This is a genomic window from Streptomyces coelicoflavus (genome assembly GCF_045041415.1).
In the GTDB taxonomy this organism is placed as follows: domain Bacteria; phylum Actinomycetota; class Actinomycetes; order Streptomycetales; family Streptomycetaceae; genus Streptomyces; species Streptomyces coelicoflavus.
Window position 1 is genome coordinate 557,908 of the sequence record NZ_CP108218.1, and the last position, 26,205, is coordinate 584,112.

Genomic DNA, 26,205 nt, shown 5'->3' on the forward strand with positions numbered 1-26,205 from the left:
GCCGCACCGGCCGAGGGGACCGGTGCGGCGCCGCTCCCGTGTCCTCACCGGCCGGCCGGGCCGCCGGTGCTCTCCCGGACCTGGAGCGTCGTGCGCAGCACCACGGTCTGCAGGGGCGCGGCGCCGCCCTCGATGCGCTGCAACAGCAGGTCGGCCGCCGTGCGCCCCAGCTCGTACGAGGGCAGCTCCACGGCCGACAGGGACGGGCGCACCAGCGAGGCCCAGGGGACGTCGCCGAAGGAGAGGACGCCGGTGCCGGGCGGGGTGAGCCCGGCCTCGCGCAGGGCGTCGAGCACGCCGATGGTCATGAGGTTGTTGGCGACGAACACGGCGTCGGGCGGCTCGGGCAGCGACAGGAGGTCGCGCATCGCGGCCCGGCCCCCTTCGACCCGGAAGTCGGCGTGGCGGACGTAGGTGTCGTCCGCGCCCCGGCCCGGACCCGCCGCCCGCAGCGCCTCCCGGTGGCCGGCCAGGCGCTCCTCGGAGGTCGAGGCGCCCTGGGGCCCGGTGATGCAGGCGATCCGGCGGTATCCCGCCCGCAGCAGGTGCCGGGTGGCGGCCTCGCCGCCGTGGCGGTCGTCGAGGCGGACCGCGTCCACCTCCGCGTCCCGGGGGCGGCGGTCGACGGCGACGACGGGGACGCCCCGGGCGGTCAGGGGGCCGAGGTCCGTCTCGTCCTGGGAGGCCGCCGCCACGATCACGCCGGCCATCTGCTCGCCGAGCGCCACCTCCAGGTAGCGGCGCTCCTTGTCGGTGTCCTCGTCGGAGTTGCACAGCACCACCGAGAGACTGGTGCGCTGCGCGGCGTCCTCGACGCCCCGTGCGAGCGAGGTGAAGAACGGGTTCTCGATGTCCGGGATGAGCAGCGCGATCACGCTCGACCGCTGTTTGCGCAGCGACCGGGCGAGGCGGTTGGGCGCGAAGCCGAGCGCCACCGCCGCCTGTTGCACGGACTGGGCCCGTGCCGGGGTGACATTGCCGCCGTTGAAGACCCGTGAGACGGTCGCCGGGGATACTCCGGCGGCTCGCGCCACGTCCTGGATGGTCACCACCTGCGTCCGCGCCCTCTCACTGTGCGTAAGGTCCACCTGCTCACCCTACCTGCGTCTGAAAAGGATTTCACCCTTTGCCGGAGCGGGCGAGCGGCGGAGGGGGCACCCGCCCTGCCGGAGCCCGGCGGGTGCGACGGCGTGTGCGACGGGACTGCACCCTGACCCGATCGGAGCAGGCCCTGTACGCCCGCGCTGCGCGGGGCGGGCGCGCGCCGTAGCCTGAGCCCGTTCCCAGAAAACGCCGCGAGGAGTTCCCATGCGTCTGCCCGTCGAACTCAGGCATGTCGCCCCGCGACTGGCCACCGGGGCCTTCATTCTCAACTCCGGTCTGAGCAAGCGCGGAGCCGATGAGCAGACCGCCGCCATGATGCACGGAATGGCGAAGAACACGTATCCGTTCCTCGGCAGATTGCAGCCGACGGCTTTTCTCCGGCTGCTTTCCGCGGGTGAGATCACGCTGGGCGCCGCACTCCTTCTGCCGGTCGTCCCGACGGCTGTGGCGGGCATCGGCCTGACCGCGTTCTCGGCCGCCCTGGTGGGTCTGTATCTGCGCACGCCGGGCATGCGCGAGGAAGGCAGCCTGCGCCCGACCCAGGAGGGTACGGCACTGGCGAAGGACACCTGGATGCTCGGCATCGGGGTCGGTTTCGTCGTCGACGGAGCCAGTCGCAGGGCGTGCTGAGCCCGTCCGACCGGTGCGGCGGCCGCCGCGGTAACGGCGCGTTGCCGGAGAATTAACGGCGGACCACGGAATCCGTAATGCCGAACAATTCCGGTGCGGAAGGGCTCGATCGCGGACGGAAAAGGTGTCCGTTCGCACTTCAACATCACTATGCTGATGCCGCTTCGCCGATTCGGCGCGGCGGCTGCCGAGGCACCCGGGGAGGGGTGCCGAGCGCGGCCTTTGTGGGGGGTGCGGAGAAATTCGGGGGTGCCGCCGTCATGTCCGGTTGCCATTCCCGCGGGATTATCGTCCCGCCGCCCCGGTATCCGTGTGACGAAAGCCGAGGATTTCCCGTGCGACGTACGACCTCCGTCCTGCTGTCCCTGAGCGCCCTGCTGGCGGCCTCCGCGCTGACCGTTCCCACCGCCGTCGCGGCGCCCGGGGCCGACCGGCCGGCGGCCGCCCCGGCCGGCTGGGAGGCGGTGGACGCCACCGCTCTGGCGCGGATCACCGGCGAGAAGGACGCCCGGCGGGCCCCGCTCGCCGCCGGGGACGCTGCCGCCACCGCGGCCGACGAGCCCGAGCTGCTGGCCGTGCAGTCGGTCCGCAACGACCGTTTCGTGGCCACCGAGAAGAACTACGCCGAGCCGAACACCGGTGTCCAGCGGGCCCGTTCGACCGAGTTCGGCGGCTCCTGGGAGAGCTACGCCTTCGAGTGGGACGAGACCACCGAGACGTACGCGCTGCGGTCCCTGGCGAACAACCGCTACGTGGCGGTGGAGAAGAACTTCACCGGCAGCGCCCAGAACGTCCTGCGCGCCCGCTCCACCAGCGCGGGCGGCTGGGAGCGGTTCGTCCTGTACTACAACGAGACGCTCGACCGCTGGGCGCTCCAGTCCACGCTGAACGGCCTCTTCGTGACCATGGAGAACGGCTACACGGGTTCGCTCCAGTACGCGCTGCGCGCCCGTTCCGCCGAGGTCACGGGCTCGTGGGAGCAGTTCGTGCTCTACGACATCGGCGCCTGACGCCAGTCCTGCTCGGCGGGGGCCAGCAGGGCACCGACGGTGCCCTCGTCGGGCAGGGGTCCGTGGTCCCCCACGACCTTCAGCGCGGAGGCCGCGGTGATGTGGCCCAGGCGCAGGGCCCGGGTGAGGTCGGTGCCGCGCCACAGTCCCGCGAGGAAGCCGGCGGCGAACGCGTCACCCGCGCCGACCGGCTCCACGACCTCCGTGGCCAGGGCGGGCACGGTGCACGCGTCCCCCTCGGTGAACGCGGTGGCACCCCGCCCGCCGTCCTTGACGACGAGGACCCGCGGGCGGCCGAGCAGCCCCCGGACGTCCGCCTCGGTCAGCCCGGCGCCCCACAGGTCCTGGGCCTCGTCCAGGCCGACGAAGACGATGTCGGCGCGGTCGGCGAGGTCCCGGAGCACCTCGGGGGCCGTGTCCGGGGGCCACAGCGCGGGGCGGTGGTTGACGTCGAAGCTGACGGCGTGGGCGCGCCGTTCCGGCGGGGTGTCCAGGGCCCGTTCGACCAGGGCCCGGCAGGACGGGGACAGGGCCGGGGTGACCCCGGTCAGGTGGAGGAGGGCGGCCCCGCCGAGCCGTTCGTCGTCCAGGACGTCGAGGCCGAGGGCCGACGCCGCGGAGCCCCGGCGGTAGTAGTGCACGCGGGTTCCGGCGGCGCCCGGGTCCTTCAGGAGCAGGCCGGTCGGCCGTGCCGGGTCGGTGCGTACACCGGAGACGTCCACGCCCGCCCGTCCGACGGCCGCCCGGACCCGCCGGCCGAGCGCGTCGTCGCCGACGGCCGAGAGCCAGGAGACGGGCAGGCCCAGGTCCGCGAGGTACATGGCCACGTTCGACTCGGCCCCCGCCACCGACACGAGCAGGGACTCCGTGCCGTCCAGCGAGTGCGGCGGCGCCGGGGCCATGGCCGCCATGGTCTCCCCGAGGCACACGACGGGTCCGCGCGGCGGCCGCCAGGGGCTCGTGGCCGCATCGGCGGCGTTCTCGCTGCCGCTCGCCGTGGCGTCGTGGTCCTCGGACACGGGCCGTACGCCGGTCACGGCCGGGCCTCCCCCACGGCGGCGCGGAAGGCGCGGGCGCGGACGCGGAGGGCGTCGAGGCTGCCTCCGTCCGCGGCGTCGCCGATCAGTGGGGAACCGACCCCGACCGCGGTCGCGCCGGCCGCCAGGTGGGCGCGGGCGGCGGCCTCGTCGACACCGCCGACGGGCACGAGGGCCTCGTGCGGGAAGGGCCCGCGCAGGGCCTTGACGTACGCGGGCCCACCGGCCTGGGCCGCCGGGAAGATCTTCAGGGCGGTGGCGCCGAGGGTGCGTGCGGTGATCACGTCGGTGGGGGTCATGACGCCGGCCAGGACGGGCATGCCCAGCTCGCGGGCCGCCACGACGCCCTCCCCCAGGCCCGGTGTGACGGCGAAGTCGGCGCCGGCGCGGTGGGCGGCCACGGCGTCGTCGGCGGTGAGGACCGTGCCCGCGCCCAGCGGCCGGCCCGGTCCGAGGGCGGCTCTGGCCCGTTCGATGACCACCAGGGCGTCCTTGCCGGTCAGCGACACCTCGATGAGTTCCACGCCCTCGTCGGCCAGGGTCAGTACGGTGCGCAGCGCGGCGTCGGCGTCGTCCCCGCGCACGATGGCGACGAGGCGGTGGGCGGCGAGGGTGGCTCGCAGATCCACGGGCGAGGCTCCTTCTCCGGGGGATCGGGGTTACGGGTCGGTCGGCGCCCAGCGGCACTCGGCGGCCAGGGTAGAACGCCGCCGCACCCGGTCCGGAGGCCGGGGCCGATGGGGCACCGGCGCGGAGGGGGCGGCGGCCCTGTCGTCCTGGAGGGCATCGCGACCAAGTTGCGCGTTTTGCCCCATTCCTGATGGTGACCCGGTTGGAGGACATCCACGTGCGACGAGGTGAGAGACATGCTGGTGCTGGGCCTCCTGCTCATAGCGGGCGCTGCCGCCTTCGCAGGCCTGCTGATCGCGTACAACCTGTCCGGCGGTCCGGACTACACCGTGACCCTGCTGGGGAGCGACCCCTTCACGATCAGTACCCTCGGGGCGTTTCTCGGCGGTATCGCCCTGACCCTGATCTTCGGCCTGGGCATGTGGATGCTCATGGCCGGGACGGTGCTGGCGCGCCACCGCGGCAAGAAGCGCCGCAGGGACCGCGAGACCGCCAGGCAGGCCACCGCCGAGCGTGACGTGTTGGCCGGCCGCCTGGAGGAAGGGGGCAGCACCTCCGCCGGGGACGAGCCGGCCGGTCACCGCGCCGCCGGACACCGGCCGCAGTGGCTGCGGCCACACGGTCACCACTGACCCGACGCAAGAGGACCGACCGGTCCGGCTCACCCGCCGGGCCGGTCGGCCGTGCGTCGCGGACCGGCCGGCCGTCCGCTTCGGGCCGCGTGAGACGCGTGAGACCGTGACCGACACGCCTGACCGTACAAACGCACATGCGATGCCACGGGATCCGATATCCGGCTCATGCGAAGCGACAGGAGACTTTCGCCTTGCATCTGCGGCACTATGCTCTGCGTACGTCCATTGAGGATCTTGAGTCGAGGGAGTGGACCCGTGATGACCCGTTGCGCGCGCCGGACCGGCCGGACCCGCCGGATGCTGCGGCTGACCGGCGCGGGTGCCGCCGCGCTGCTGGCCCTGAGCGCCTGCTCCTCCTCGGACGAGGACTCCGGCGGTGGGTCCGGCGCCTCGTCGGCAGGCGGTCCGGACAAGCCCTCCGGGACTGTGAACGTGTTCGCCGCGGCCTCGCTGACCGAGAGCTTCACGAAGCTGGGCAAGGCTTTCGAGGAGCAGCACCCGGGCACCAAGGTCGTCTTCAACTTCGGCGGCAGCGACTCGCTCGCCGCCGGTATCACCAGCGGGGCACCGGCCGACGTGTTCGCCTCCGCCAGCCCCAAGACCATGAAGGTCGTCACAGACGCCGGGGACGCCGCGGGCACGCCGGCCACCTTCGTCCGCAACCGGCTGGAGATCGCCACCCTGCCCGGCAACCCGGACAAGATCGCCTCCCTGAAGGACCTCACCGGGGACGATCTCAAGGTCGTCCTGTGCGACAAGACGGTTCCCTGTGGCGCGGCGGCCCAGAAGGCGCTCACCGCCGCGGACTTGAAGCTCACTCCGGTCTCCTACGAGGAGGACGTGAAGTCGGCGCTCAACAAGGTGGTCCTCAAGGAGGCCGACGCCGCGGTCGTCTACAGGACGGATGTGAAGGCGGCCGGTGACAAGGTGGAAGGCGTGGAGTTCCCCGAGTCGGCGAAGGCCGTCAACGACTACCCGATCACCCTCCTCAAGGACGCCCCCAACGCCGATGCCGGCAAGGCGTTCATCGAGCTGGTGCGGTCCGCCGAGGGCCAGCAGGTCCTGACCGGTGCCGGGTTCACCGCGCCGTGACCGCTCCGCTCGAGTCCGGTGCCGCCACCGGCCCCCGCACGGGCGGGCCGTGGCGCCGCCGCGTCCGGTCGAAGGCCCGGCTGCGCGGCGGGGCTCCCCTGCCCCTGCTCGTACCCGCGTTGATCGGCCTGGTCTTCCTGGTCCTCCCCCTCCTCGCGCTGCTGGTCCGGGCCCCCTGGTCGAGCATGCCGGAGCTGCTGACCAGCGACGAGGTGTGGCAGGCCCTCCGGCTGTCGCTGATCTGCGCCACGGCGGCGACCGTGGTGAGCATGGTGATCGGCGTCCCGCTGGCCTGGCTGCTGGCCCGGGTGGAGTTCCCGGGACGCGGTCTCGTCCGGGCCCTGGTGACGCTGCCGCTGGTGCTGCCGCCGGTGGTGGGCGGTGTCGCCCTGCTCATGGCGCTGGGCCGCAACGGCGTCGTCGGGCAGTGGCTGGACTCGTGGTTCGGGATCACGCTGCCGTTCACCACCACGGGGGTGATCCTCGCGGAGGCGTTCGTGGCGATGCCGTTCCTCGTCATCAGCGTCGAGGGCACCCTGCGCGCCGCCGACCCCCGCTACGAGGAGGCGGCCACCACCCTCGGCGCCTCCCGCTTCACCGCGTTCCGCCGGGTCACGCTGCCCCTGATCGCGCCCGGCATCGCCGCCGGCGCCGTCCTGGCCTGGGCCCGGGCGCTCGGCGAGTTCGGGGCGACGATCACCTTCGCGGGCAACTTCCCCGGCCGCACCCAGACCATGCCGCTGGCCGTCTACCTCGCCCTGCAGAGCGACCCGGAGGCCGCCATCGCCCTCAGCCTGGTCCTGCTGGCCGTGTCCGTCGCGGTGCTCGCCGGGCTGCGCGACCGCTGGATGACCACCTCATGACCGACATCGACAAGACCACCGAGGGCCGGGGCCCAGCCGCGGAAGCCGGAGCCCAGGGCCTCGACGCACGGCTCGTCGTCGAGCGGGGCGGCTTCCGCCTCGACGTGGCGCTGACCGCCGCACCCGGCGACGTCGTCGCGCTGCTCGGCCCCAACGGCGCCGGCAAGACCACCGCCCTGCGCGCCCTGGCCGGCCTCGTGCCCCTCTCGGACGGTCACCTGCGGCTCGACGGCGTGGAGTTGGACCGTACACCGCCGGAGTCCCGGCCGGTCGGGGTCGTCTTCCAGGACTACCTCCTCTTCCCCCACCTGACCGCGCTGGACAACGTGGCCTTCGGACCACGCTGCCGGGGCGCGGCCAAGGCGCAGGCCCGGGCACAGGCCGCCGCGTGGCTGGAACGCCTGGGCCTCGCCGAGCACGCGGCTGCCAAACCGCGCCGGCTCTCCGGCGGCCAGGCCCAGCGCGTCGCCCTCGCCCGCGCCCTGGCCACCCATCCCCGGCTGCTGCTCCTCGACGAGCCGCTGGCCGCTCTCGACGCCCGCACCCGCCTCGAGGTCCGCGCCCAACTCCGCCACCACCTGGCCGACTTCGAGGCCGTCGCCGTACTCGTCACGCACGACCCCCTGGACGCCATGGTCCTCGCCGACCACCTCGTCGTCGTCGAGGACGGCCACGTCGTCCAGGAGGGCGCCCCCTCCCACATCGCCCGCCGCCCGCGGACCGACTACATCGCCCACCTGGTCGGCCTCAACCTCTACCGGGGGCAGGCCGCGGGCCACACGGTACGGCTCGAGGACGGGCCCGCCATCACGACCACCGAGGAACTGACCGGGCCGGTCTTCGTCGCCTTCCCGCCCAGCGCCGTCACCCTGCACCGGGACCGCCCCACCGGTTCCAGCGCCCGCAACGTCTGGCACTGCGAGGTCGCGGGCCTCGAGACCCACGGCGACCAGATCCGCGCCGACCTCACCGGCGAACTCCCCCTCGCCGCCGACCTGACCACACTCGCCGCCGCCGAACTCGGCCTGCACCCCGGCGCCACCGTCTGGGCCACGGTGAAGGCCACCCAGACCCACGCCTACCGCGACTGAGCGGGCCGAGTCGCGGTGGGCGGGCTGCCCACGTCCTCCAGACGCGGGCCCGGAGTCAGTGCCCCATCATGACGGTGGGGTCCGCGGCCTCGACCTTCTTGCGGGGCAGCAGCGCGGCGGGGACGAGACACACGGCGACGAGCACGGTCGCCACCAGGAACACCGAGGCGAACGCGTCACCCATCTGCGAACGCACCTCGTCCGGAGTGGTCGCGTTGATGTCCTTGAGACCGTTGGTGAGGAGCACCGAGAACAGAGCGGTGCCTATCGAGGCGGCCACCTGCTGGACGATGTTCATCAGCGTCGACCCCCGGGCGACCGTGTGCTCCTTCAGGGTGGCCAGCGCCGACGCCATGATCGGCATCATCGAGGCACCCATTCCGAGCCCCATGACGAAGAGGGCGGTGACGACGTACGCGTAGGAGGTGTCCGCGCCGAGCTGCGTGAACATGCCCATGCCGACAGTAATCACCGCTATGCCGGTCAGCACGATCTTGCCGGGGCCGATGCGGTCGGCCAGCATCCCGGCGATCGGCATGGTGATCATCGCTCCGATGCCCTGCGGGGCGAGAAGCACTCCGGAGTCGAGCGCCGACTCCCCGCGCACCTGCTGGAAGTAGAGCGGGAACAGCAGGCTGGCACCGAAGAACGCCATGGCGAACAGCGACATCGCGATCACGGCGATGCTCATGTCCCGGTTCGAGAAGAGCCGCAGGTCGATCAGCGGGTGGATGTTGCGCCGCCGCAGCGCCCAGGGGACGAACGCGGCGAGGAGAACCAGACCGATGGCGGCGGGCACGAGGACCTTGGCGGCCCAGACCGTTCCGGCCTCCGGAATGGACGAGACGCCGTACAGGAAGGTCGCCAGCCCGGGCGACAGCATGAGCATGCCCTGCCAGTCGAAGGTCTCGGAGGGCTCCACGCGGTCCTTGGGCAGGACGATCGCGGCGTAGACGAGGGCTATGGCACCGACCGGCAGGTTGATCAGGAAGATCCAGTGCCAGGAGGCGACGTCGATCAGCCAACCGCCCAGGATGGGGCCGAAGATCGGACCGAGCAGCATGGGGATGCCGAGTACGGCCATCACCCGGCCGACCCGCTCGGGGCCTGCCGCACGCGTCAGGATCGTCATGCCGAGGGGCATCAGCATGCCGCCGCCCAGGCCCTGGAGGACCCGGAACGCGACCAGCATCTCCAGGGAGTTGGCGGCCGCGCACAACGCGGACCCGGCCGCGAACAGAGTGATCGCGAGCAGGTAGAGCCGTTTGGTTCCGAACCTGTCGGCGGCCCAGCCGGTGAGCGGGATGACGCTCGCCAACGCCAAGGTGTAGCCGGTCATCGTCCAGGCCACCTGGGCCGAGGTCGCCTCGAACTCCTTCTGGAACGTCTGCAGTCCGACCGAGACCACGGTGATGTCCAGGATCGACATGATCCCGCCGAGCACGACCACTCCGGCGACGAGAAGGACCTTGCTGTCGAGCTTGTCGCGGGCTTCGCCCCCGCGAGGGCTTGGCTCGGTCTTTTGCGACGTGGTCATTACTCAGCCTTTCGACGTCAGGACGGGGCCGTCCGCCCGCCCCCCCACCTGCGACCTCCGGACGGCCGCGACCGCGCCGAGTTCCGGCCGAAGAGCAGGGCTCCGACCTCCCGCGCGAGGCGGTGGGAACCCCACCGGGCGCCGGGGCCACGGCAGACGCCTCGTAGGCGAGCGGCATACACGCGATCCGTTGTGGCACACGAATGTACCAGCGCCGGTCGCGGGGCCGGGGCGCCGGTGACGGCGTCGATCCCGCCCCAGCCGATCCGGTTCATCGGCAGCCACGCCAGTCCGATCGCGATGGGCCGGGCCGCCGAATACCAGGCGCTGCCGCGCGTCCACGGCACGACGTGCCAGACGAGCGGTCGACCAGCGCGGACGCCATATCCGGCCGGCGAAGGGCCCGTCCGGGCACGGGCCGCCGCTCGCTCTGGCGGACCGGGAGGCGTCAGGGCTCCGGGCCCGGGCCGGGCAGGGGGATCCAGGTGTGCGACCACGCGATGATCGCGTCGAGGACCGGTCCAGGTCGTGTCCCTCGGGTATGAGCCGGTACTCCACCTGCACGGGTGTCGCGGCTACGACGTGACGCTCGACCAGTCCGTCACGCTGCAGTTGCCGAAGCGCAGGGGCCTGCAGGCAGTGCGGCCGGCAGACGGCCCTGCTGGGTGAATGCAGACCAGTTCCTCACCGGCCCCCGGGACCCAGCCACGCCGTCGCGGACGGCGTCGATGTCTGCCGGCACTGCCGTCCGGACAGTGCGCTGCGCATGTTCGGTGACGTCCTGCCGCTGGAACCCTCGGGACGCACTGACGGGGTCCAGTGGACGATCGCAGCACGTGCACGACCGCTCGCGGCGACGGCGCCCGGTGCGACACGCGGATGGCCAGGCGGTGCTGCCGTCCTGGCCCTGGGTACACGATTGTCTCGCCACCGACAAGGGACGAGGGTTGGTAGGGGTACGCGGCTGGTGCGGGTACTGGGAGCAGCGACCGCTGCCTACAGTGTGGCGATCACGGTGCGCCCTGCGTGGCTCGCCAGGCCCTGCGGCCTCACGGCCGAGGACGGGGCGGTGCCGGCGTCGACGGCGACTCTGATCCGGGCGGTCGGCGCCCGCGACACCGCCATCGGCATGGTCATGTGCCTGGGTCGCGGGCCCCGGGTCCTGCAGACCGCCAGTGCGTGCAGGGTCGCGGCCGACCTGTCCGACGCCGTCCTCTTCGGCCGCGCCCTCACCGGACGGCAGCGGACCGAGGTCGCCGGCTTCGCCGCCGGCTGGGGAACGTTGTGTGCCGCCACTGTCGGCCTTCGTCGGCGGGGCGGGCCGGCGGAATCCGCTTTGTGAACGCCGCGACGCAGGTGGGCCCCCGGATCCCCCGCCGCACCCGTGCGCGTCCTGTCGGGTGAGCGGCGGCCGCGAGCAGGTTGCCCGCGGTGCTGCTGGGGAACTGGGGACGGCATGGGTGACTACGACCACACCATCACGGTGAACGTTCCGCCGGACCGGCTCTTCGCCTACCTCGCGGACGTGCAGCACCTGCCCGCCTACATGCCGCGGCTGACAGCTGCTCATCCGCACGACGGCGACCGCGTCACCGTCACGGCGCACATCGACCCCCCGGACGAACCCGAGCAGGACGTCACCAGCGAGGCCTGGATCCGCGTCTTCGAACAGGGCAAGACACTGGAATGGGGCGCTCCCGGCCCCAACGACTACCACGGCCGGCTCCGCATCGGCCCCGGCCCCAGCAGTGAGTCGTCTCGCCTCAAGGTCGAACTCCACACCCGGCGCGCCGAAGGCGGCCACGTGGAGCAAGGCCTCCAGGAAGCCCTGCACGGCATCAGGCACGCCGTCGAATCCGCTGAGCACTGACCTGCAACACCCGCCCGGCCCGGCGGTGTGCCCAGGGCAGCCGCTTGGTCGGGCCGTACCGGCGCGTCCGAAAGGGCCACGTCCGAGCAGCAGGCATCAGGTCCTCAGCTCAGAGCCGTGCCATGGCCCTGAGCAAGTGACTGTTCGGCCCAGATGACCTTGCCGTGTCCCGTGTAGCGCACTCCCCACCGATCAGCGAGCTGGGCCACGAGGTACAGGCCACGCCCGCCCTCGTCGGACTCGGCTGCCTGGACCACGCGCGGCGCGGTGTTGCTCGCGTCGCAGGCGCGACGGCGCACTCAACGCCGTCGGCACCACGATGGTCGAGGGGTTCCTCGGCGAGCGGGGCCCCGGGGTGCCGGCCCGCTACCGTCGACTGGCCCCGGGCGCGCACGTCCGGATCGAGTGAGGGCGCCGACGACAGCCCCGGCGGACCCGGCTCCAGCGGCACGTTCTCCGTCGAGGTGGGCGGACGCTACGAGTTCGGGCCGTCGGCGGCCGCCGCCCCGGAGTGAACGGCCCCCTCCGACGCGGGGACCTCCCAGCGCAGCAGGTCCCCCGGCTGACACGCCAGCACCTCGCACAGGGCTGCGAGGGTGGTGAACCGCACCGCCTTCGCCCGGCCGTTCTTGAGCACGGCAAGGTTGGCGGGGGTGATGCCGACCCGGTCCGCGAGCTCGCCCACGGACATCTTCCGCCTGGCCAGCATCACGTCGATGTCCACGACGATCGGCATCAGATCACCTCGGCCAGCTCTGCCCGCATCCGTGACGCCTCGACGTCCCGCGCGACGGCCTGGGCGAGCAGCATCCGCAGCACCAGCACGACGAGCGCGACACCGAAGACGGCCAGTGCCGCGCCGCACAGCAACAGCACGATGCCAGGGGCGACGGCCTCACCCGGCGCCAGAACCACCCCTAGCGCGAACGCCAGCAGGGAGGCGGCCAGGAACGCACCGATCACCAGGTGCACGTGACGGAAGGCGGCGTGGGAGAAGACGGTGCCGCGCCGCACCATCGTCACCAAACGCCACACGCTGACCAGGACGACCTGGGCCGTCCCCGCACCGAGGACCACGATCGTGAGGATGGGAACGAGCCGATCGGAGAGGTCGCTTCCCCCGACCTCGACGGCCAGCAGGACCGCCATCACCGTCTGCAAGATGTGGACACGGCTCACGGCGGTCGGGCACGTCAGGGCTCGCACTGTCGCTTCGGAGGACCGGGGGACGGAGTGCGGGCGATCACGACGGCGAGCACGGTGGCCGCCATCACCACGGACATGACGGTGAAGCCGGCGGAGAAGGTGGCCGCCTGCGCCGCCAGACCCAGCGCGAGGGACCCGAGGCCGGTGCCGGCGTCGTAGCCGATGTTCCACGCGACCGATGTCACGTGCCGGTTCTCCGCGCCCGCGAGGTCGAAGGCCTGCACCAGCGTGATGCTCTGGAGCCCTCCGTACGCGGCTCCCAGCAGGAGCAGCCCGGTGAGCAGGGCGAGAATGGCCCCGCCGTCGGCTCGGACGGCCAGGGCGATCAGTGCCAGTCCCGCGCACGCGGTCGCGGCGAGGAGGGCGGTGACCGGCCTCGGGGTGATCCTGTCGGCCAGCTCTCCGCAGCCCCAACGGGCCAGGGCCGCGGTGGCGGTGAGGGCCAGCAGACCCGTGGCGGCGAGCGTGGGGGTGCTCGTGAACTGCGGGGCGAAGGTGAGCACCGCTCCGCCCGCGGCCGTGACGAGGAGCAGGACGGTGAGCGGCAACAGGATGCGCCGGAGCACCGTGGTCGTGGGGTCGGGGTGCTCGATGCGACCGTCCTCGGCGGGCGGAGCGTCCGTACGGGCCTCGACCGCGCGGCCGAGGGACCGGGTCCAGGGCAGCGCGAGAACGGGGAGAACACCGCAGGCGACGATCGCGGGGAGGGCGAACGTGCCCATCAGCCAGGGTGCCGCCGGGGTGAGGGCGACCTGCGGCAGCGCGACGGCGAGGCCGTAGAGGCCGATGGCCGCTCCTTGGCGACCGCGCGGGGCCAGGGCCGCCGCGGCGGTGGCACCGCAGACGGTGACGATGCCGAAGCCCGCTCCGCGCAGGGCGGTCGTGAGCAGGATGGCCAGCAGATGGTCGCTGAGGCTCTGAAGGAGGGCGGGCAGGCCGAGCAGGAGCGCGCCGAGGGCGAGGGTGCGGGGCCAGCCGATCGTGCGCAGCGTCGTTCTGACGCACAACTGGGCCAGGACGGTGGCGGTCATCAGGACGGCCGTGACGAGTCCGGCGCCGAACTCGTCGGCACCTCCGGCGACGGCCCAGGCCGGCGAGACGGGGAGCAGCAGGGCCAGTCCCGCGAAGCAGAAGGCTCCCACCGTCAGCAGGTGGGGTATGCCGGGGGACCGCAGGACGGATTCCGTCGCTCGTTCAGACATGGCTCTCGATTGTCCTTGATCTCCGAGACCGTAGGGGTGACGGGAGCGCTGCGGTCACCCCGCGCCGGGCGGCAATGGCACGGTCATGATCACACGGGAGGCCCCCTCGCCGGCCCCGCGGTGGCTCCCCCTCGCTGCCTTCCCGCCGATCGGCCCGTACGGCCGGTGCCGTCGGGGTCAGGCGTCGCCCGGGTCGGCCAGAACGAGCGACAGGCGGTCCGTCGCCCCGTCGGCGAGGCGGATCGGAAGATCCCAGTCCCGCTGGTGGACGTGGCAGGCCGGGTACGGGGTCGCCGGGTCGTCGTCGCAGGACACGGCCGTGGCGGAGACGTGCAGTACGCCGTCCGGCACGGCCGGGTCCGTTTCGAGCAGCCGGGACAGGACGGTACCCGCGCCCGCACCGGAGCTCAGCAGTGCGGGCGGAGTGGCGGAGACCAGGAGCCGGGTCGAGGGCCCGTAGCGCGTGTCCGGAGTCTGCCCGCCGGGCGCACGGAAGACGACTTCCAGGCGCAGGGTGCCGGGCGCCACCTCTGTCACCTCTCGCCGCGTGCCGTGGGTGCGGGCCGCCGTGTCTACGGCCTCCCTCGGCAGCCGCAGCCGGGTCAGCCGGTGCCGGGCCGACTCGACGACCAGGACGTCCTCGCCGACGACCACGGCGTCACTGGGCTCACGCAGATCGGTGGCGAGGGTACTGACGTCTCCGGTCGCCGTGTCGTAGCGGCGCAGGGCGTCGTTGTAGGTGTCGGCGACCACCACCGAGCCGTCGGGCAGGGCCGTGACGCCCAGCGGGTGTTGCAGCAGTGCCTGCGCGGCCGGGCCGTCGCGGTGCCCGAAGTCGAACAGTCCGGTGCCGACCGCCGTGCGGACCGTCCCTTCGAGGTCCACCCATCTCAGGGCGGAGGTCTCGGAGTCGGCGACCCAGAGCCGGTCCTCGGTGGCCGCCAGCCCGGACGGCTGTGCGAACCAGGCCTGCGGACCGGGCCCGTCGACGAGCCCCTCGTCGGTCGTCCCCGCGGCGACGGCGACGCTCCCGTCCCGCGGGTCGTAGGCCCACAGTTGGTGCATCCCGGCCATGGCGATCCACACCCGGCCGTTCCACAGGGCCACGTCCCAGGGCGAGGAGAGGCCGATTTCGAGGGCGGGTCCGGAGGTGGGACCGCCGCGTGTCCACTGCCGGCCGGTGCCGGCGAGGGTGGCGACCTCACCGGTGGCGGGATCGAAGCGGCGCAGGGTGTGGTTCGCGGTGTCGGCCACGACCACGCAACCGTCGTCGAGCAGGGCGAGGCCCTGCGGTTCGTTGAAGGAGGCGCCCTCGGCGGGACCGTCCGCACGGCCCCGCTCTCCGCTCCCTACCCGCCGCACGACGCTCTCACCGTCCTGTGCCAGCTCCACCAGCCGGTGCCGGGTGGTGTCGCTGACCAGGAAGGTCCCCGAGGGCAGCAGGAGGACCTTGCCGGGGAAGCGCAGACTCGTCGGCTCCGGTTCGGGCACCGCGTACGGGGCGTCGCCGCGCCGCAGGGTGCCCTTGGCCGCGTGCTCGGCCTCGAGTTCCCCGACCAGCTGCTCGACGGCGTCCGCGTGGCCCTCGCCGGAGTACTGGGCGACGACGTAGCCCTCGGGGTCGATCACGGCGAGAGTGGGCCAAGCGCGCACCGCGTACTGCTGCCAGGTGGCCAGCTTCGGGTCGTCCAGCACGGGGTGCTCGACGTCGTAGCGCTCGACGGCGTCCACGACGGCCCGGTGATCGGCCTCGTGCGCGAACTTCGGGGAGTGCACACCGACGATCACCACGGTTTCGCGGTGCTTGTCCCCCAGCTCCCTCAGCTCGTCCAGGACGTGCAGGCAGTTGATGCAGCAGGACGTCCAGAAGTCGACGACCACGATGCGGCCGCGCAGTGCGGCAAGAGTCGGCTCCCGGCCACCGGTGCGGATCCAGCCCCCCTTGCCCACCAGCTCGGGGGCGCGGACCCGTGCGCGCTTCGCCATGCCTCAAGCCAACCACACCGCACGTCACGGGCGCCCCGACGAGCTGGTCGCCGCCCTGGCGATCACACCGTGAAACCGTGTGCGGACGGACAGCCGGCGGTTGGGCCACGCGCGGCACCCACGGCGAGCTCGGTACCGGCGGGCAAGGGCCGTGGACGACGCCCCGCCGACGAGGTCCGGGCCGTCTCCAGGGCCTCGGGCGCCGGCAGGACGACACTCTGCACATGGTGGCCCTCCAAGGGGCTCTCGCCCTGGACGGCTGCTTCCACGCCGTCGAGGACACCTCGTCTTCCCCGGCACCGGTGACATCCGCGCCGAGCTGATCGGCGCGTCGCAGACCTCGCCGCCGCCTACCGGCAGCTGTACTCCCCGCACCGCCGCACGCTGGCCGCCGAACGCCTGAGCCGCGCCCAGGAACTCGGTCGGCTCCGCGGTCCCGGGCCCCTCGGGCCGTGCCGTCGTCAGGCGGAGGACCGCCGCCTGGTGCCGTCGCCCCTGCCGTTCAGCGGGACAAGCGTCTCCAGGTGAGCGCCTTTGGCCCACGAGCCCAGCAGGTCCCGGTGCAGCGCCACGATGTCCTGGCGCAGCGCCAGCTCCTGCGCGGCCTTCGTGAACGTGCGGCAGGTGGTGACGAACAGGACGACGTCCGCACCGTGCTCGAGACGGGCGGTGCCGACGAACGTCTGCAAGTCCTGCGAGGGCACGCTCCGGTGCGGCGCGTACTTCTTGCACTGGACGACCAGCTTGCGGCCGTCGGCCAGGCGGCCGACCGACATCCGCGCCCAGGTCACCGCTTTTGCCGCTGACGACGACGTCCGTGCAGCCGTCCCGTCGGCACAGCCCCGCGATGCAGGTCTCGAAGTCCTGCCACGACAGGGCATCGACCTCCGCCATGGACAACTCACGCGCCCGGGCTTCCTCCTGCGCCCGCCAGACACGGTCCTGGCCGATCGCGCGTCGGTGCGCCCGCAGTACCGACCAGCCCGACCCGCCGAGCACGGCCGCGGCGAGTACGACTGCGAGCACGGGCCACACCGTCGACCAGTTCCCGGCCGCCCACATCCCCGCGGCCGCCACCGCCACCACACCCAAGCTCCGCAGTCGCCTGCCTCGTCCGCTTCTTCAGGCGCAGACGCTGTCGACGTGCCGCCATCGCTTCCCGCTTCCCCGGCCCGGATGCGGCCGTCGGCATCCCTGTGCAGCGGCGCCTTGGCGAGGTGGGGGACGAGTTGGCGGAGAAGGGCACGAATCCGTCGGTTCTGGCCGGACGGTACACGACAGGCATGCCACCGGCGCTCTTCGAACGTCGCGTTGAGAAAGGGAAGGCGGCCGAGTGGCGGCTGCCTACGGTCAACGGTGGCACCGGACCCCTGCGGGACGGCCGCAAGGCGGCAGCCCGAAGGCTGTTCCCTTCTCCGACACATTACCGCAGGTCAGCGCCGCCTCCCCCGCGGTTTCAGCGGCACCGTCGGCAGTGTCGGCGCGGGCAGTGGACGCCCGTCGTAGCCCTTCACCTCGCCGAACCGTGTCCCTTCCATCCAGTCCCGGCGGGCCTGCACGATCTCCTCCTGGGAGCGTCCGATCCAGTTCCAGAACATAGCGAATCCTGCGCGTATTTGCGCAGGTCAGTGGCGTTCCGGACCGCCGGCGGTGAGCAAACTGTCGTCATCGGTCCTGGAGGGGTCAGCAACCGTGAGTGCCACTGGCTTGGTTCGTGGGATGGGTTCGTTTTCAAGGAGTGTGAGCATCCGCGGTCGCGGTGGTCGAAGTGCCCGCACGCGTACAAGATCCGGTATCGGTCCGCGGCGGGGAAGCGGGTGAAGGAGTCCGGGTTCTCGACCCAGGACAAGGCGATCGCGCGATTGACGGAGGTCTACAACACGAAGAAGGCCGCGCCGCGGGGACAGGCGAGGGCGGACCGGATCGCGAGGTACGGGGCGATGCGGTTCCGGGAGTACGCCGGCGAGTGGAAGGCCGGGCAGCGGGATCGATCCGAAGCAGCGGCGCTGCTGCCATGTCGTCCTCGCTGGGTTCACTCCCCCGCTGGAACATCCGGTAGAAGTCCCACGGGTCTTGCGGCTCGCTCAGCCGTCCCAAAGCGGTGAAGACAGGCTCGAACGCGTCGAGTGGCGGTCTGGAGATGGGGAGTGCCGCCCTGTGGTGCCAAAGCGCGAGCACAGAGGTCGCCGTTTCACGCCGTACGTCGTCAGCTTCCGCCTCAGAGGCTGTCTCGGCGCGGATGATCAAGTCGCCGACGTGGTGGGCCATCCATCGGCCCAGTACATCGTGGTCCGGGAGGCTAGCTGCGATCTCTTTGCCCAGTTCGAGGGTGCGCTCAAAGCTCTCCGCACCTTCCGGAGTCATCGAAGAGGTAAATCTTGTAGGACCTTTCGCGTGGGGGGAGGGATTCGTCATCGTCTTGGTCGTACCTCACCGAGTAGGGCTCATTGTGGTCTTTATGAGTGCGGTCGATCATCACTTCAACGATCATGCTGCGTCCGGTCAGGGAAAGGACTTCCTGGAGGGCATCACACCGGATTTCCAGCCGCTGTCCCTCAGTTCCTGTTACTCGGTCCGAGCTGGTCGCGGCTGTGTCATCCCAGACAGTGCTGCGGAGGGCGAGGCCGTCGGCACGGGCCCATTCGCGCATGTCTGCGTCCGGTTCCAGCCCAAGCAGACCGACGAATTCCTCAACGGGCCGGTACGGCGGGTACCGGACCCCGCCGGCTAGCGGGTCTCTGTTGTCCTGGCCTTCACGGCCGTCCGGGACGGCAATCCACCCCGTCAGTTGGAAGCCTGGGGTATCGAACTGGTACTCACTGTCGTCGGCGTTTGGGATGCGGAATGCCATGTACGAAGGGGCGGTCTGCAGGGCGAGCGCGAGCGCCCTGGCCTTTTCGGGAGTGACCAGAGCGCTGCGGATCAGGACTTGTTGCGCGGCCTCATAGCTCGTGTCGTCGGAGCTCTCCCAGACCGTGACCCACCCGTCGCTCGCCAGGAGACGCTCACTGAAGTGCTGGCTGTTCAACCGCCAGATCCAGTCGGGTCTTGGTGAGTCGTATGGTTCCTGGAAGACGCTTTGGGGCGAGGGGTCTCGCCGGTCGGCAAGCCATCTGCCGTCGTCGCGCGTGAGTAGGAAGTCACCGAGCCAGTCGATGAACAGGTCTGTGTCCGCCTCGCTGTCCTGGTACACGGGATGCGTCTTCAGCAGTTCCCCGGCGACAGTCCACACGGCGTGGGTGCAGAGATAGAAGTCTAGATCGTCGGCGTCCGGCCAGGTCGTATGGTGGGCGAAGGTGCTTCCTTCCCTGTACAACTTGAGCGCGTAGCGCGGGTCGTCCTCATGTACGCCACGACAGGCGAGCTGCCAGGTGGCCGTGATGGTGTGCCCGACGAGTCGAAGGACCGTCTCCTCTGAGATCCCGAAAGCCTCCCCTAGCGGTTTGCACCAGCGGTCCTTGAAGTCCCAGTCCCCCTCCCCGAGCAGGAGATGCCCACCGCGCTCTACCCACCGGGCGGGCGCCCCGGGCCCACCTCCGCCCGCGGAAACCGGCTGAAACTTCCCGCCCACCGCATGACCACCGCCGTCGCGGCCGGCGCCTATCCCTTCCTCGCCGAAGGCGGACTCGGCGCCGAAGGCATCTACATCGGCCGCGACGTCCACGCCGAAGCATCATTCGTCTTCGACCCGTTCGCCCTGTACGGTCGCGTCGAGGGCTTCACCAACCCGAACCTGCTGCTCGCCGGGGTGATCGGCCAGGGCAAGAGCGCGCTGGCCAAGTCCTTCGCGCTGCGGTCGGTCGCCTTCGGATACCGCGTCTACGTGCCGTGCGACCCGAAGGGCGAGTGGACGCCAGTGGCCGAAGCCCTCGGCGGCCGGACCGTCGCCCTCGGTCCCGGACTGCCCGGTCGCCTGAACCCCCTGGACGCGGCCCCGCGCCCGGAGAGCGTGGCCGAGGCCGACTGGGTCGGCGAGATCCGCAAGCGGCGCCTGCTCCTGCTCGGCTCCCTGGCCCGGACTGTCCTGGGCCGGGACCTGATGCCCATGGAGCACACCGCCCTGGACGTCGCGCTCGACGCCGTCGTCACCCGCGCCGCCGACACACACCGCACCCCGCTCCTCGGCGAAATCGCCGCCACCCTCAACAACCCTCATGCGCTCGACGAGGCCGCCGGGATGATGTCGGGCCAACTCGGCGACGCAGCCCGCGACCTGGCCCACGCCATGCGGCGCCTGGTCCACGGCGACCTGGCCGGCATGTTCGACGCCCCCTCCACCGTCGCCTTCGATCCGAACGCGCCGATGCTCACCATCGACCTGTCCCGCCTCGGCGGCTCCGGGGACGACACCGCCCTCGTCCTCGCGATGACCTGCGCGAGCGCCTGGATGGAATCCGCCCTCTCCGACCCCGGCGGCGGCCGGCGCTGGATCGTTTACGACGAGGCATGGCGCCTGATGCGGCACGTCGGCCTCCTCCAGCGCATGCAGGCCCAGTGGAAGCTCTCCCGCGGCCTCGGCATCGCGAACTTGATGGTGATCCACCGGCTGTCCGACCTGCTGGCGTCTGCTCGACACGGTCGAGGACGGACCGCTGTACGCGATGTCCGTATCGGACTACACCGAGACCGAAGGGCTTCCCGCCAAGGACCGCGAGCCGTACGAGGCGTGGTCCTACGACCTCGCCAGCGCCAAGTTGTACATCCCCCGCCTGGCTGCCGGGCAGGACCGCTGGTTCGCTGCCGCCCTCTCCAGCGAGAAGGGCGAGCCCCCCTCCCGCCTGGCCGTGTTCGCCGAACAGCCCCAGCACAAGCGCTGGGAAATGGTCTCCGTCGTCGACCTGGACAGCCAGAAGCTGCCCGACGTCGCCCTCGACCGCGAGGGATACGCAACGGCTGTCGCCGCCACCGGCAACAAGCACCTGGCCGCCGACGCCGACGTTCTGCGTACGGCCGTGCTGGACAACTTCACCACCGGAGGCACGAACACCGGAAGCACGGTGTTCGCGCCGACCGAGGCCAGCAAGCGGCAGGTCAAGGTCCACAGCGATGCCGCAACCCGTTTCGGCAACAAGGGAAGCAGCGTCTTCGACGCAGCCGACAACCCCTTCACGGACGCCTACGCCCTCAAGACGGCAGACGGCGGCGCACTGATCCTCTTCTCCCACACGCACACCCAGACCGACGCCGTCGCGCACTCCGGCCTACAGATCAACCCCGGCAAGGAAGACCGGGCCTGGCTCCACGACGTGCCCCGCACCTCCATCCGCTACACGTTCGTGTGCAACGACGCCGCCACCGTCCCCGCCAAGGCCGAGCCCTCCCGCCTCATCGGCTACACCTGCGCCCGCACCGACGCCTCCGGCCCCCCGGTCCCCTCCTGGTCACACCGCGCGTAGCCGCACCCGCCCGCCACTTCGACGGCCGCCGCACATCTCCCCTTGCTCGCTCCGGAGAACTCCCTGTCCACACACTCGTTCATCGCCCGCCCCGCCGCCGGCACGGGATACAGCGGCATCCACGTCCAGCTCGACGGCGTGCCCAGCCACCACATCCCGCTCCTCCTGGCCGCCTACCAGTACAAGTTCGGACGCGACGTCGAGGCCATGTCCCAGCACCTCATCGACGACATCGCCGTCGGCTGGGACGAACTCGGCACCGATCTCCTCGACGACGCCCCACCCGCGCTCGTGGCCGCGCTGACCGGCGGCGAACACTGGCCCAGCCGGACCCTCGACCACCTGATCACTCCGGACGGCTCGCCCCCGGTGCGTATGACGGTCACCGACACAACCGCCGGCGAACTGGGTATGCAGTGGGGCTACATCCTGCATCCGCAGGGCATCGAAGTGATCAGCATGGCTCACGCAGGCACGGGCCCCGTCGTCGCCTGGGACACCGACCCCAGCACTCCCTTCAGCGACCACCCGGCGCACTGGCCCGCCATCACCACACGCCGGACGCCCACCACCTCGCCCGCCGCACGCCCGCTGCGGCCCGCTGCGGCCCGCTGCCGGAGCAGCGCCGACCGGGCCCCGCAAAGGTGCCCGCCGCTGACCCGCACGCCTCTCATTGCCGGAGTTTTCCCTGCCCACTCCCCTGATTACGGTCGTCATCGCCACCCGCCTGTGCGACGACCGCCTCGACTACCTGACCGCCATGCACGCCAGCCTCACCCGGCAGTCCGTGCCGTGGGAGGCCGTGATCGCGCTCGACGGCGCCTCACCCGACCGCCTGCCGGCGCCGCTCGCGCAGGATCCCCGCATCCGCACATTGGATTTGCCCCGGCCTGTGGGCGCCGCCTGCGCCCGCAACCTCGCTCTCACCCGGGTCCGCACCCCCTTCGTCAACTGGGCCGACGATGACGACGAGTTCACCGACGACGCAATGTCCGTACGGCTGAACACCCTGGAATCCACCGGGGTCGGCTGGTGCGCGGGCTGGAGCGAGAACCAGCACCCCGACGTTTACCGGCCGACGGAGGCGTTCTATGGCTGGTGACCTGGGATTGAACGTAGCGGACATGCACGCGACGGCGGTCCCGATCGGGATCTGGTCCACTCAATCGGGTTCGGCAGAAAGCCAGTTGTCGAATGCCGTACGAACCATCGCGGCGCTGAAAGGTAGGTCCCCGCGCGGCACGCCGAAGTCGCCGTCGTCACCCCTACTCGACTACGTCCGGACCGGGTCGCGTACCTGCTGGAGCTCTACGCGAGCCTGCGCGACCAGGACGTGAGCTGGGAGTGGGTCCTGGCCCTCGACGGCGTGTCCGAGGAGTGCGTGCCCGAGGTTCTGCGCACGGACGCCCTTGTGAAGGTCGTCGCGCTTCCGCGGCCGGTCGGGGCCGGCGCTGCGCGCAACTTCGCCGTGAACGAGGTGACCGCCGACTGGCTGACCACGTCGGACGATGACGACGTACTCCCCGCGCAGTCGTTGTCCGTGCGCCTCCGCTACGCACAGAAGCACGACCTGGGCTGGTGTGCAGGCTGGTCTGCAGACCTTCACCCGGATCGTTCGACCACCACCTGGCGTTGCTCAACTCCGCCCGGCTTCCGTGCCCCTGGTGACGTCTGGCGCCACTGGGCGACTCCTGACTCGACCATCCCCATCGGGCCGACGACGCTGCTGGCCCGCACCGCGATTGTCCGCGCGAGCGGTGGCTATGCCGCCCTGCCCCAAGGGGAGGACTATGCCTATCTCGTCGGCGTCACCGGCGCTGCCAGGGGTGCTCTGCTGCCGACCGTGGTCTACCACTACGGCAAGCATGCGGAGCAGATGACGGCCCAGCCCGAGTACCCGGTCATGGAGCTGCAGGCCCGCCGGTTCGCCTGGAACCACGGCAAGTACTTGGAGTCCCTGCGGGAGGGGGCCTGCATGTAGGTTCCGCAGTTTCGCGAGCACTGCCGCCTGATCACGGGGCGAATGTTGCGCACAGTAGCTGGTCAGAAACCCTATGGAGTGACCTTTTGGTGCGCCGCACCAATTTGGCGCAGCGCACCAAATGTGTCACGCTGGAGGCATGGCAACGAGGAACCCCCGCTCGGAGCGGCGTAACCAGGTGCTCTCCCGGGAGCGGATCATCGAGACGGCGATCGAGTTGCTCGACGCGGGCGGTGAGGCCGCCATGACCACGCGGGCGCTCACCGAGCGCCTGTCCACCGGTTCGGGAGCGATCTACTACCGGGTGGGCAGCCGGGACGACCTGCTGGACACGGCGACCGAGACGCTCGTCACAGCAGCCCTGGCCGCAAAGCCCGTTCAGGCTTCAGCCGCACCCGGGGACGAGATCCGCACCGTCGCGCTGGCTCTGTTCGACGCGATCACCGAGCACCCGTGGCTCGCGACGCGGCTGACCCAGCAGGTGGTCCGCAAGCCGTTCGGCCCAGTGACGGTCGGCATCTTCGAGCGGATCGGCTGCCAGGTCGGGGCGCTGGGTGTGGCCAAGGCATCCTGGTTCGACGCCGCCTCGACGCTGGTGCACTACATCCTCGGTGCCGTCAGCCAGAACACCCGGATGGAAGGCGACGCCCCCGACGGCTCGCACAACCGCGGCGAGTTCCTCGACGAGACCGCGGCGGCTTGGCAAAACCTCAATGCCGAGGACTACCCGTTCATGCACGCCATCGTCGTCCAGATAAGCACGCACGACGACCGCGAGCAGTTCCTCACCGGCATCGCCGTGATTCTCGACGGGCTTACCCGGCTCGGCTGACCCATCCCGGCTGGCCCACCCCAGCGCGTGTCTCTGAAAGGAATCCCATCATGCGTGACGTAGTAGTCGCAGGCGGCGGACCCGTCGGCTTGTTCCTGGCCGCCGAGCTCGCCCTGGGCGGCGCGTCCGTCCTGGTCTTGGAGCGCGACGCAGAAACTTCACCCTGGAAGGCGCTCCCGTTGGGTTTGCGCGGCCTGAGCGCCGGGTCGGCCGAGACGTTCCACCGCAGCGGCCTGCTGGATGCAGTGATACGCGCTTCGCATGCCGACCCAGCGAAGGTCGGCGCGGCTCCCGACGCCATCCAGGCACCGGATCCCCGGGATGTGAGTCACTTCGCCGGTATGGGCCTGAACGCGGCCGACATCGACGTGGCCTCACTGCCGTTCCGGCTGCCAAGCCCGGCGATGGAAGGCTTCATGACCAGCCTGGAGGCAGTCATCTCAGTCATGGCTGAGCGCGCCACCGAGCTGGGCGTAGAGATCCTGGGCGGCAAGCCCGTCACGGCCCTCACGCAGGACGACGAACACGTCACGGTCACGGCCGGAGGTCAGGAGTACCAGGCGCGCTACCTGGTCGGTTGCGACGGCGGGCGCAGCACGGTGCGGCGCCTGGCGGGCTTCGACTTCATCGGTACAGATCCACTGTTCACCGGCTACGTCGCCGAAGTCACCTTCGCCGACCCCGACCAGTTGTCGCTGGGCTTCAACCTGACGGACAACGGCATGTATCTGCGCACGCCCTTCGAGGGGCATCTGGGCATGATGGACTTTGACGCCGGCGCCTTCGACCGGTCCCAGCCACTGACCCGCGAGCATCTCCAGGATGTCCTGCGGCGCATCACCGGTGCGGACGTGTCGCTGACCGAGGTGCACCTGGCGTCGAGCTTTACCGACCGAGCCATGCAGACCACGACGTATCGCAGGGGGCGTGTCCTGCTGGCAGGGGATGCGGCGCACATTCACTCGCCCCTTGGGGGGCAGGGACTCAACCTCGGCATCGGGGACGCGGCCAACCTCGGCTGGAAGCTCGCTGCGACCGTGCGCGGCACCGCGCCCGAGGGGTTGCTCGACACCTACACCAGCGAGCGCCACCCGGTGGGAGCTGCGGTGCTGGACTGGTCGCGGGCCCAGGTGGCGACCATGAAGCCGGGCCCCAATGCCCCCGCGCTGCGACAGCTGGTCCACCAGCTGCTGAGTACCACGGACGGCACGACCCTCGCCTACCGGCGGACAACGGGTCTGTTCAACCGCTACGACGTGAGCGACGCTCACCAGCTCGCGGGCTGTACCGCCCCCGACTTCCGCTTCGAGGACGGCACCCGCCTGGGAGACTTGCTCCGTCAGGGCCAGGGCGTCTTGCTCGACTTCCGTACCGATGACCGGCTGCATCGCGCCGCTCAGCACTGGGAGGGCCGGATCCAGTACGCCGCCGGCCCGGCGCGCAACGACCTCGGCTTCACCGCGGTACTCGTTCGCCCCGACGGCGTCGTGGCCTGGGCCGCCGGACAGGACCTGGACATCGGCACGTTCGAGCAGGCAGCCGCCCGCTGGTTCGCCGGCGCCCAGAACTAGCCCGGCCGCGGCCCTTGTCGGCGCATTGCCGAGGAGGCCGCCGGACACCCCACCAGATCGCCGTCACACGACGGTGCACGACTCAAGGAGAAAGGCGTGATCGATCCGCGTCAGCCCGGCAAGGTCCTGCGGTTCAAGGCGAAGCCCGGTAAAGGAGACGAACTGTTCGCCCTGTGCGCCAAGTTGAGCGACGAGTCCGACGCCACGGACAAGGTCATCATCGCGCGCGCCGAGGACGACCCCGACACCCTGTGGGCGATGGAGTTCTTCAAGAGCGACGAAGCCCTCGCCGCCCAGGATGCCGATCCCAGGTGGGAGGAGCTGCACGCCCAGATTGGCGCGCTCATGGAGGAAGACTTCACGCTCGCCCTGGTCCGCGCGTACTACGCGCACTTCTGATCCACCGCCCGGTCCCGCCGGGCAGCCCGTGAAGACGGCTGGCTCCATCTCGATGGGGACCCAGCCGTCGCGGCACCCGGCTGCCACCAGCTGCCACCGCCCCACCCTGGTCACCGCAATGGCCCCCGCCGAG

At 71.3% G+C, this 26,205-nt stretch carries 23 protein-coding genes and 6 pseudogenes; 15 read left to right on the forward strand and 14 right to left on the reverse strand.

The window, feature by feature from the left end; translation table 11 throughout:
* Nucleotides 1–44: 44 nt before the first annotated feature.
* Entirely contained in the window at nt 45–1,088 is a 1,044-nt protein-coding gene (locus OHA99_RS02595; protein ID WP_405693730.1) for a LacI family DNA-binding transcriptional regulator, read from the reverse strand.
* A gap of 220 nt (nt 1,089–1,308) precedes the next feature.
* Here OHA99_RS02595 and OHA99_RS02600 point away from each other — a divergent pair, with 220 nt between their 5' ends.
* A complete protein-coding gene (locus tag OHA99_RS02600; RefSeq protein WP_153176536.1) occupies nt 1,309–1,734 on the forward strand; it encodes a hypothetical protein in 426 nt (141 codons plus the stop codon).
* Between the two features lie 335 nt (nt 1,735–2,069).
* The gene (locus tag OHA99_RS02605; RefSeq protein ID WP_153176537.1) at nt 2,070–2,744 is read left to right on the forward strand and encodes a hypothetical protein; all 675 of its coding nucleotides are present in this window, start codon (nt 2,070–2,072) and stop codon (nt 2,742–2,744) included.
* Here OHA99_RS02605 and OHA99_RS02610 read toward each other — a convergent pair.
* Both OHA99_RS02610 and OHA99_RS02615 read right to left on the reverse strand, forming a co-directional pair.
* Entirely contained in the window at nt 2,726–3,781 is a 1,056-nt protein-coding gene (locus OHA99_RS02610) for a sugar kinase (protein ID WP_405693733.1), read from the reverse strand. The two genes, OHA99_RS02605 and OHA99_RS02610, sit on opposite strands and share 19 nt — an antisense overlap.
* The gene (locus OHA99_RS02615; protein ID WP_405693735.1) at nt 3,778–4,410 is read right to left on the reverse strand and encodes a bifunctional 4-hydroxy-2-oxoglutarate aldolase/2-dehydro-3-deoxy-phosphogluconate aldolase; all 633 of its coding nucleotides are present in this window, start codon (nt 4,408–4,410) and stop codon (nt 3,778–3,780) included. Before OHA99_RS02615 ends, OHA99_RS02610 begins: the two co-directional genes overlap by 4 nt.
* A 237-nt stretch (nt 4,411–4,647) precedes the next feature.
* Between OHA99_RS02615 and OHA99_RS02620 the strand changes: the two genes are divergently transcribed.
* From OHA99_RS02620 to OHA99_RS02635, 4 genes are all read left to right on the forward strand, one after another.
* The gene (locus tag OHA99_RS02620) at nt 4,648–5,043 is read left to right on the forward strand and encodes a hypothetical protein (protein WP_405693736.1); all 396 of its coding nucleotides are present in this window, start codon (nt 4,648–4,650) and stop codon (nt 5,041–5,043) included.
* Between the two features lie 261 nt (nt 5,044–5,304).
* Nucleotides 5,305–6,138 carry a molybdate ABC transporter substrate-binding protein gene (modA, locus tag OHA99_RS02625; protein ID WP_366471517.1) on the forward strand — a complete coding sequence of 278 codons (834 nt, stop codon included), beginning with the start codon at nt 5,305–5,307 and terminating at the stop codon, nt 6,136–6,138.
* Nucleotides 6,135–7,001 (forward strand): ABC transporter permease, encoded by an 867-nt coding sequence (locus OHA99_RS02630; protein ID WP_153176542.1) that lies wholly within the window; start codon nt 6,135–6,137, stop codon nt 6,999–7,001. The genes modA and OHA99_RS02630 overlap by 4 nt, the downstream gene beginning before the upstream one ends.
* Nucleotides 6,998–8,092: an ABC transporter ATP-binding protein gene (locus OHA99_RS02635; RefSeq protein WP_153176543.1), complete on the forward strand. Its 1,095-nt coding sequence runs from the start codon at nt 6,998–7,000 to the stop codon at nt 8,090–8,092. Before OHA99_RS02630 ends, OHA99_RS02635 begins: the two co-directional genes overlap by 4 nt.
* Nucleotides 8,093–8,147: 55 nt before the next feature.
* Here the strand turns inward: OHA99_RS02635 and OHA99_RS02640 are convergent, their stop codons facing one another.
* Both OHA99_RS02640 and OHA99_RS02645 read right to left on the reverse strand, forming a co-directional pair.
* Nucleotides 8,148–9,629, reverse strand: coding sequence for a DHA2 family efflux MFS transporter permease subunit (locus OHA99_RS02640; protein ID WP_164381272.1), 1,482 nt, complete (start codon nt 9,627–9,629; stop codon nt 8,148–8,150).
* 3 nt (nt 9,630–9,632) lie between these two features.
* The gene (locus tag OHA99_RS02645; RefSeq protein WP_405698881.1) at nt 9,633–10,304 is read right to left on the reverse strand and encodes a winged helix-turn-helix transcriptional regulator; all 672 of its coding nucleotides are present in this window, start codon (nt 10,302–10,304) and stop codon (nt 9,633–9,635) included.
* Between the two features lie 328 nt (nt 10,305–10,632).
* Between OHA99_RS02645 and OHA99_RS02650 the strand changes: the two genes are divergently transcribed.
* A complete protein-coding gene (locus OHA99_RS02650; protein WP_405693743.1) occupies nt 10,633–10,971 on the forward strand; it encodes a hypothetical protein in 339 nt (112 codons plus the stop codon).
* 114 nt (nt 10,972–11,085) lie between these two features.
* Nucleotides 11,086–11,499 (forward strand): SRPBCC family protein, encoded by a 414-nt coding sequence (locus OHA99_RS02655; RefSeq protein WP_366471515.1) that lies wholly within the window; start codon nt 11,086–11,088, stop codon nt 11,497–11,499.
* Nucleotides 11,500–11,603: 104 nt separating this feature from the next.
* Here OHA99_RS02655 and OHA99_RS02660 read toward each other — a convergent pair.
* From OHA99_RS02660 to OHA99_RS02695, 8 genes and pseudogenes are all read right to left on the reverse strand, one after another.
* Nucleotides 11,604–11,780, reverse strand: a pseudogene (locus tag OHA99_RS02660) (ATP-binding protein); the annotation flags it as partial.
* Between the two features lie 194 nt (nt 11,781–11,974).
* Nucleotides 11,975–12,235: a helix-turn-helix transcriptional regulator gene (locus tag OHA99_RS02665; protein ID WP_366471514.1), complete on the reverse strand. Its 261-nt coding sequence runs from the start codon at nt 12,233–12,235 to the stop codon at nt 11,975–11,977.
* Nucleotides 12,235–12,648: a DUF2975 domain-containing protein gene (locus OHA99_RS02670; protein WP_366471750.1), complete on the reverse strand. Its 414-nt coding sequence runs from the start codon at nt 12,646–12,648 to the stop codon at nt 12,235–12,237. The genes OHA99_RS02665 and OHA99_RS02670 overlap by 1 nt, the downstream gene beginning before the upstream one ends.
* 44 nt (nt 12,649–12,692) lie before the next feature.
* Entirely contained in the window at nt 12,693–13,907 is a 1,215-nt protein-coding gene (locus OHA99_RS02675; RefSeq protein WP_366471513.1) for an MFS transporter, read from the reverse strand.
* A 177-nt stretch (nt 13,908–14,084) separates the two neighbouring features.
* Nucleotides 14,085–15,893: an NHL domain-containing thioredoxin family protein gene (locus tag OHA99_RS02680; RefSeq protein ID WP_405693747.1), complete on the reverse strand. Its 1,809-nt coding sequence runs from the start codon at nt 15,891–15,893 to the stop codon at nt 14,085–14,087.
* A gap of 461 nt (nt 15,894–16,354) precedes the next feature.
* Complete coding sequence (locus OHA99_RS02685) at nt 16,355–16,669, reverse strand: restriction endonuclease (protein ID WP_381506278.1); 315 nt, start codon at nt 16,667–16,669, stop codon at nt 16,355–16,357.
* A gap of 46 nt (nt 16,670–16,715) precedes the next feature.
* Nucleotides 16,716–16,955: pseudogene (locus tag OHA99_RS02690) on the reverse strand (restriction endonuclease); the annotation flags it as partial.
* A 371-nt stretch (nt 16,956–17,326) separates the two neighbouring features.
* Nucleotides 17,327–17,491, reverse strand: a pseudogene (locus tag OHA99_RS02695) (pirin family protein); the annotation flags it as partial.
* Nucleotides 17,492–19,383: 1,892 nt separating this feature from the next.
* Here OHA99_RS02695 and OHA99_RS02700 point away from each other — a divergent pair.
* Nucleotides 19,384–20,472 (forward strand): annotated as a pseudogene (locus OHA99_RS02700) (ATP-binding protein); the annotation flags it as partial.
* A 22-nt stretch (nt 20,473–20,494) separates the two neighbouring features.
* Nucleotides 20,495–21,289, forward strand: a complete 795-nt coding sequence (locus OHA99_RS02705) for a hypothetical protein (protein ID WP_405693750.1) — start codon at nt 20,495–20,497, stop codon at nt 21,287–21,289.
* Here OHA99_RS02705 and OHA99_RS02710 read toward each other — a convergent pair.
* On the reverse strand, nt 21,275–21,631 hold the full coding sequence (locus OHA99_RS02710; protein ID WP_405693753.1) for a hypothetical protein: 357 nt from the start codon (nt 21,629–21,631) through the stop codon (nt 21,275–21,277). The genes OHA99_RS02705 and OHA99_RS02710 overlap by 15 nt on opposite strands.
* A gap of 358 nt (nt 21,632–21,989) precedes the next feature.
* Between OHA99_RS02710 and OHA99_RS02715 the strand changes: the two are divergent.
* From OHA99_RS02715 to OHA99_RS02735, 5 genes and pseudogenes are all read left to right on the forward strand, one after another.
* Nucleotides 21,990–22,355 (forward strand): annotated as a pseudogene (locus OHA99_RS02715) (glycosyltransferase family 2 protein); the annotation flags it as partial.
* A 201-nt stretch (nt 22,356–22,556) separates the two neighbouring features.
* A pseudogene (locus OHA99_RS02720) lies at nt 22,557–23,270 on the forward strand (glycosyltransferase family 2 protein); the annotation flags it as partial.
* Nucleotides 23,271–23,409: 139 nt separating this feature from the next.
* Nucleotides 23,410–24,102, forward strand: coding sequence for a TetR/AcrR family transcriptional regulator (locus OHA99_RS02725; protein WP_153176553.1), 693 nt, complete (start codon nt 23,410–23,412; stop codon nt 24,100–24,102).
* Nucleotides 24,103–24,152: 50 nt separating this feature from the next.
* Nucleotides 24,153–25,673, forward strand: a complete 1,521-nt coding sequence (locus tag OHA99_RS02730) for an FAD-dependent oxidoreductase (RefSeq protein ID WP_153176554.1) — start codon at nt 24,153–24,155, stop codon at nt 25,671–25,673.
* A 96-nt stretch (nt 25,674–25,769) separates the two neighbouring features.
* Nucleotides 25,770–26,072 carry a putative quinol monooxygenase gene (locus tag OHA99_RS02735; protein WP_228126003.1) on the forward strand — a complete coding sequence of 101 codons (303 nt, stop codon included), beginning with the start codon at nt 25,770–25,772 and terminating at the stop codon, nt 26,070–26,072.
* Nucleotides 26,073–26,205: the final 133 nt, after the last annotated feature.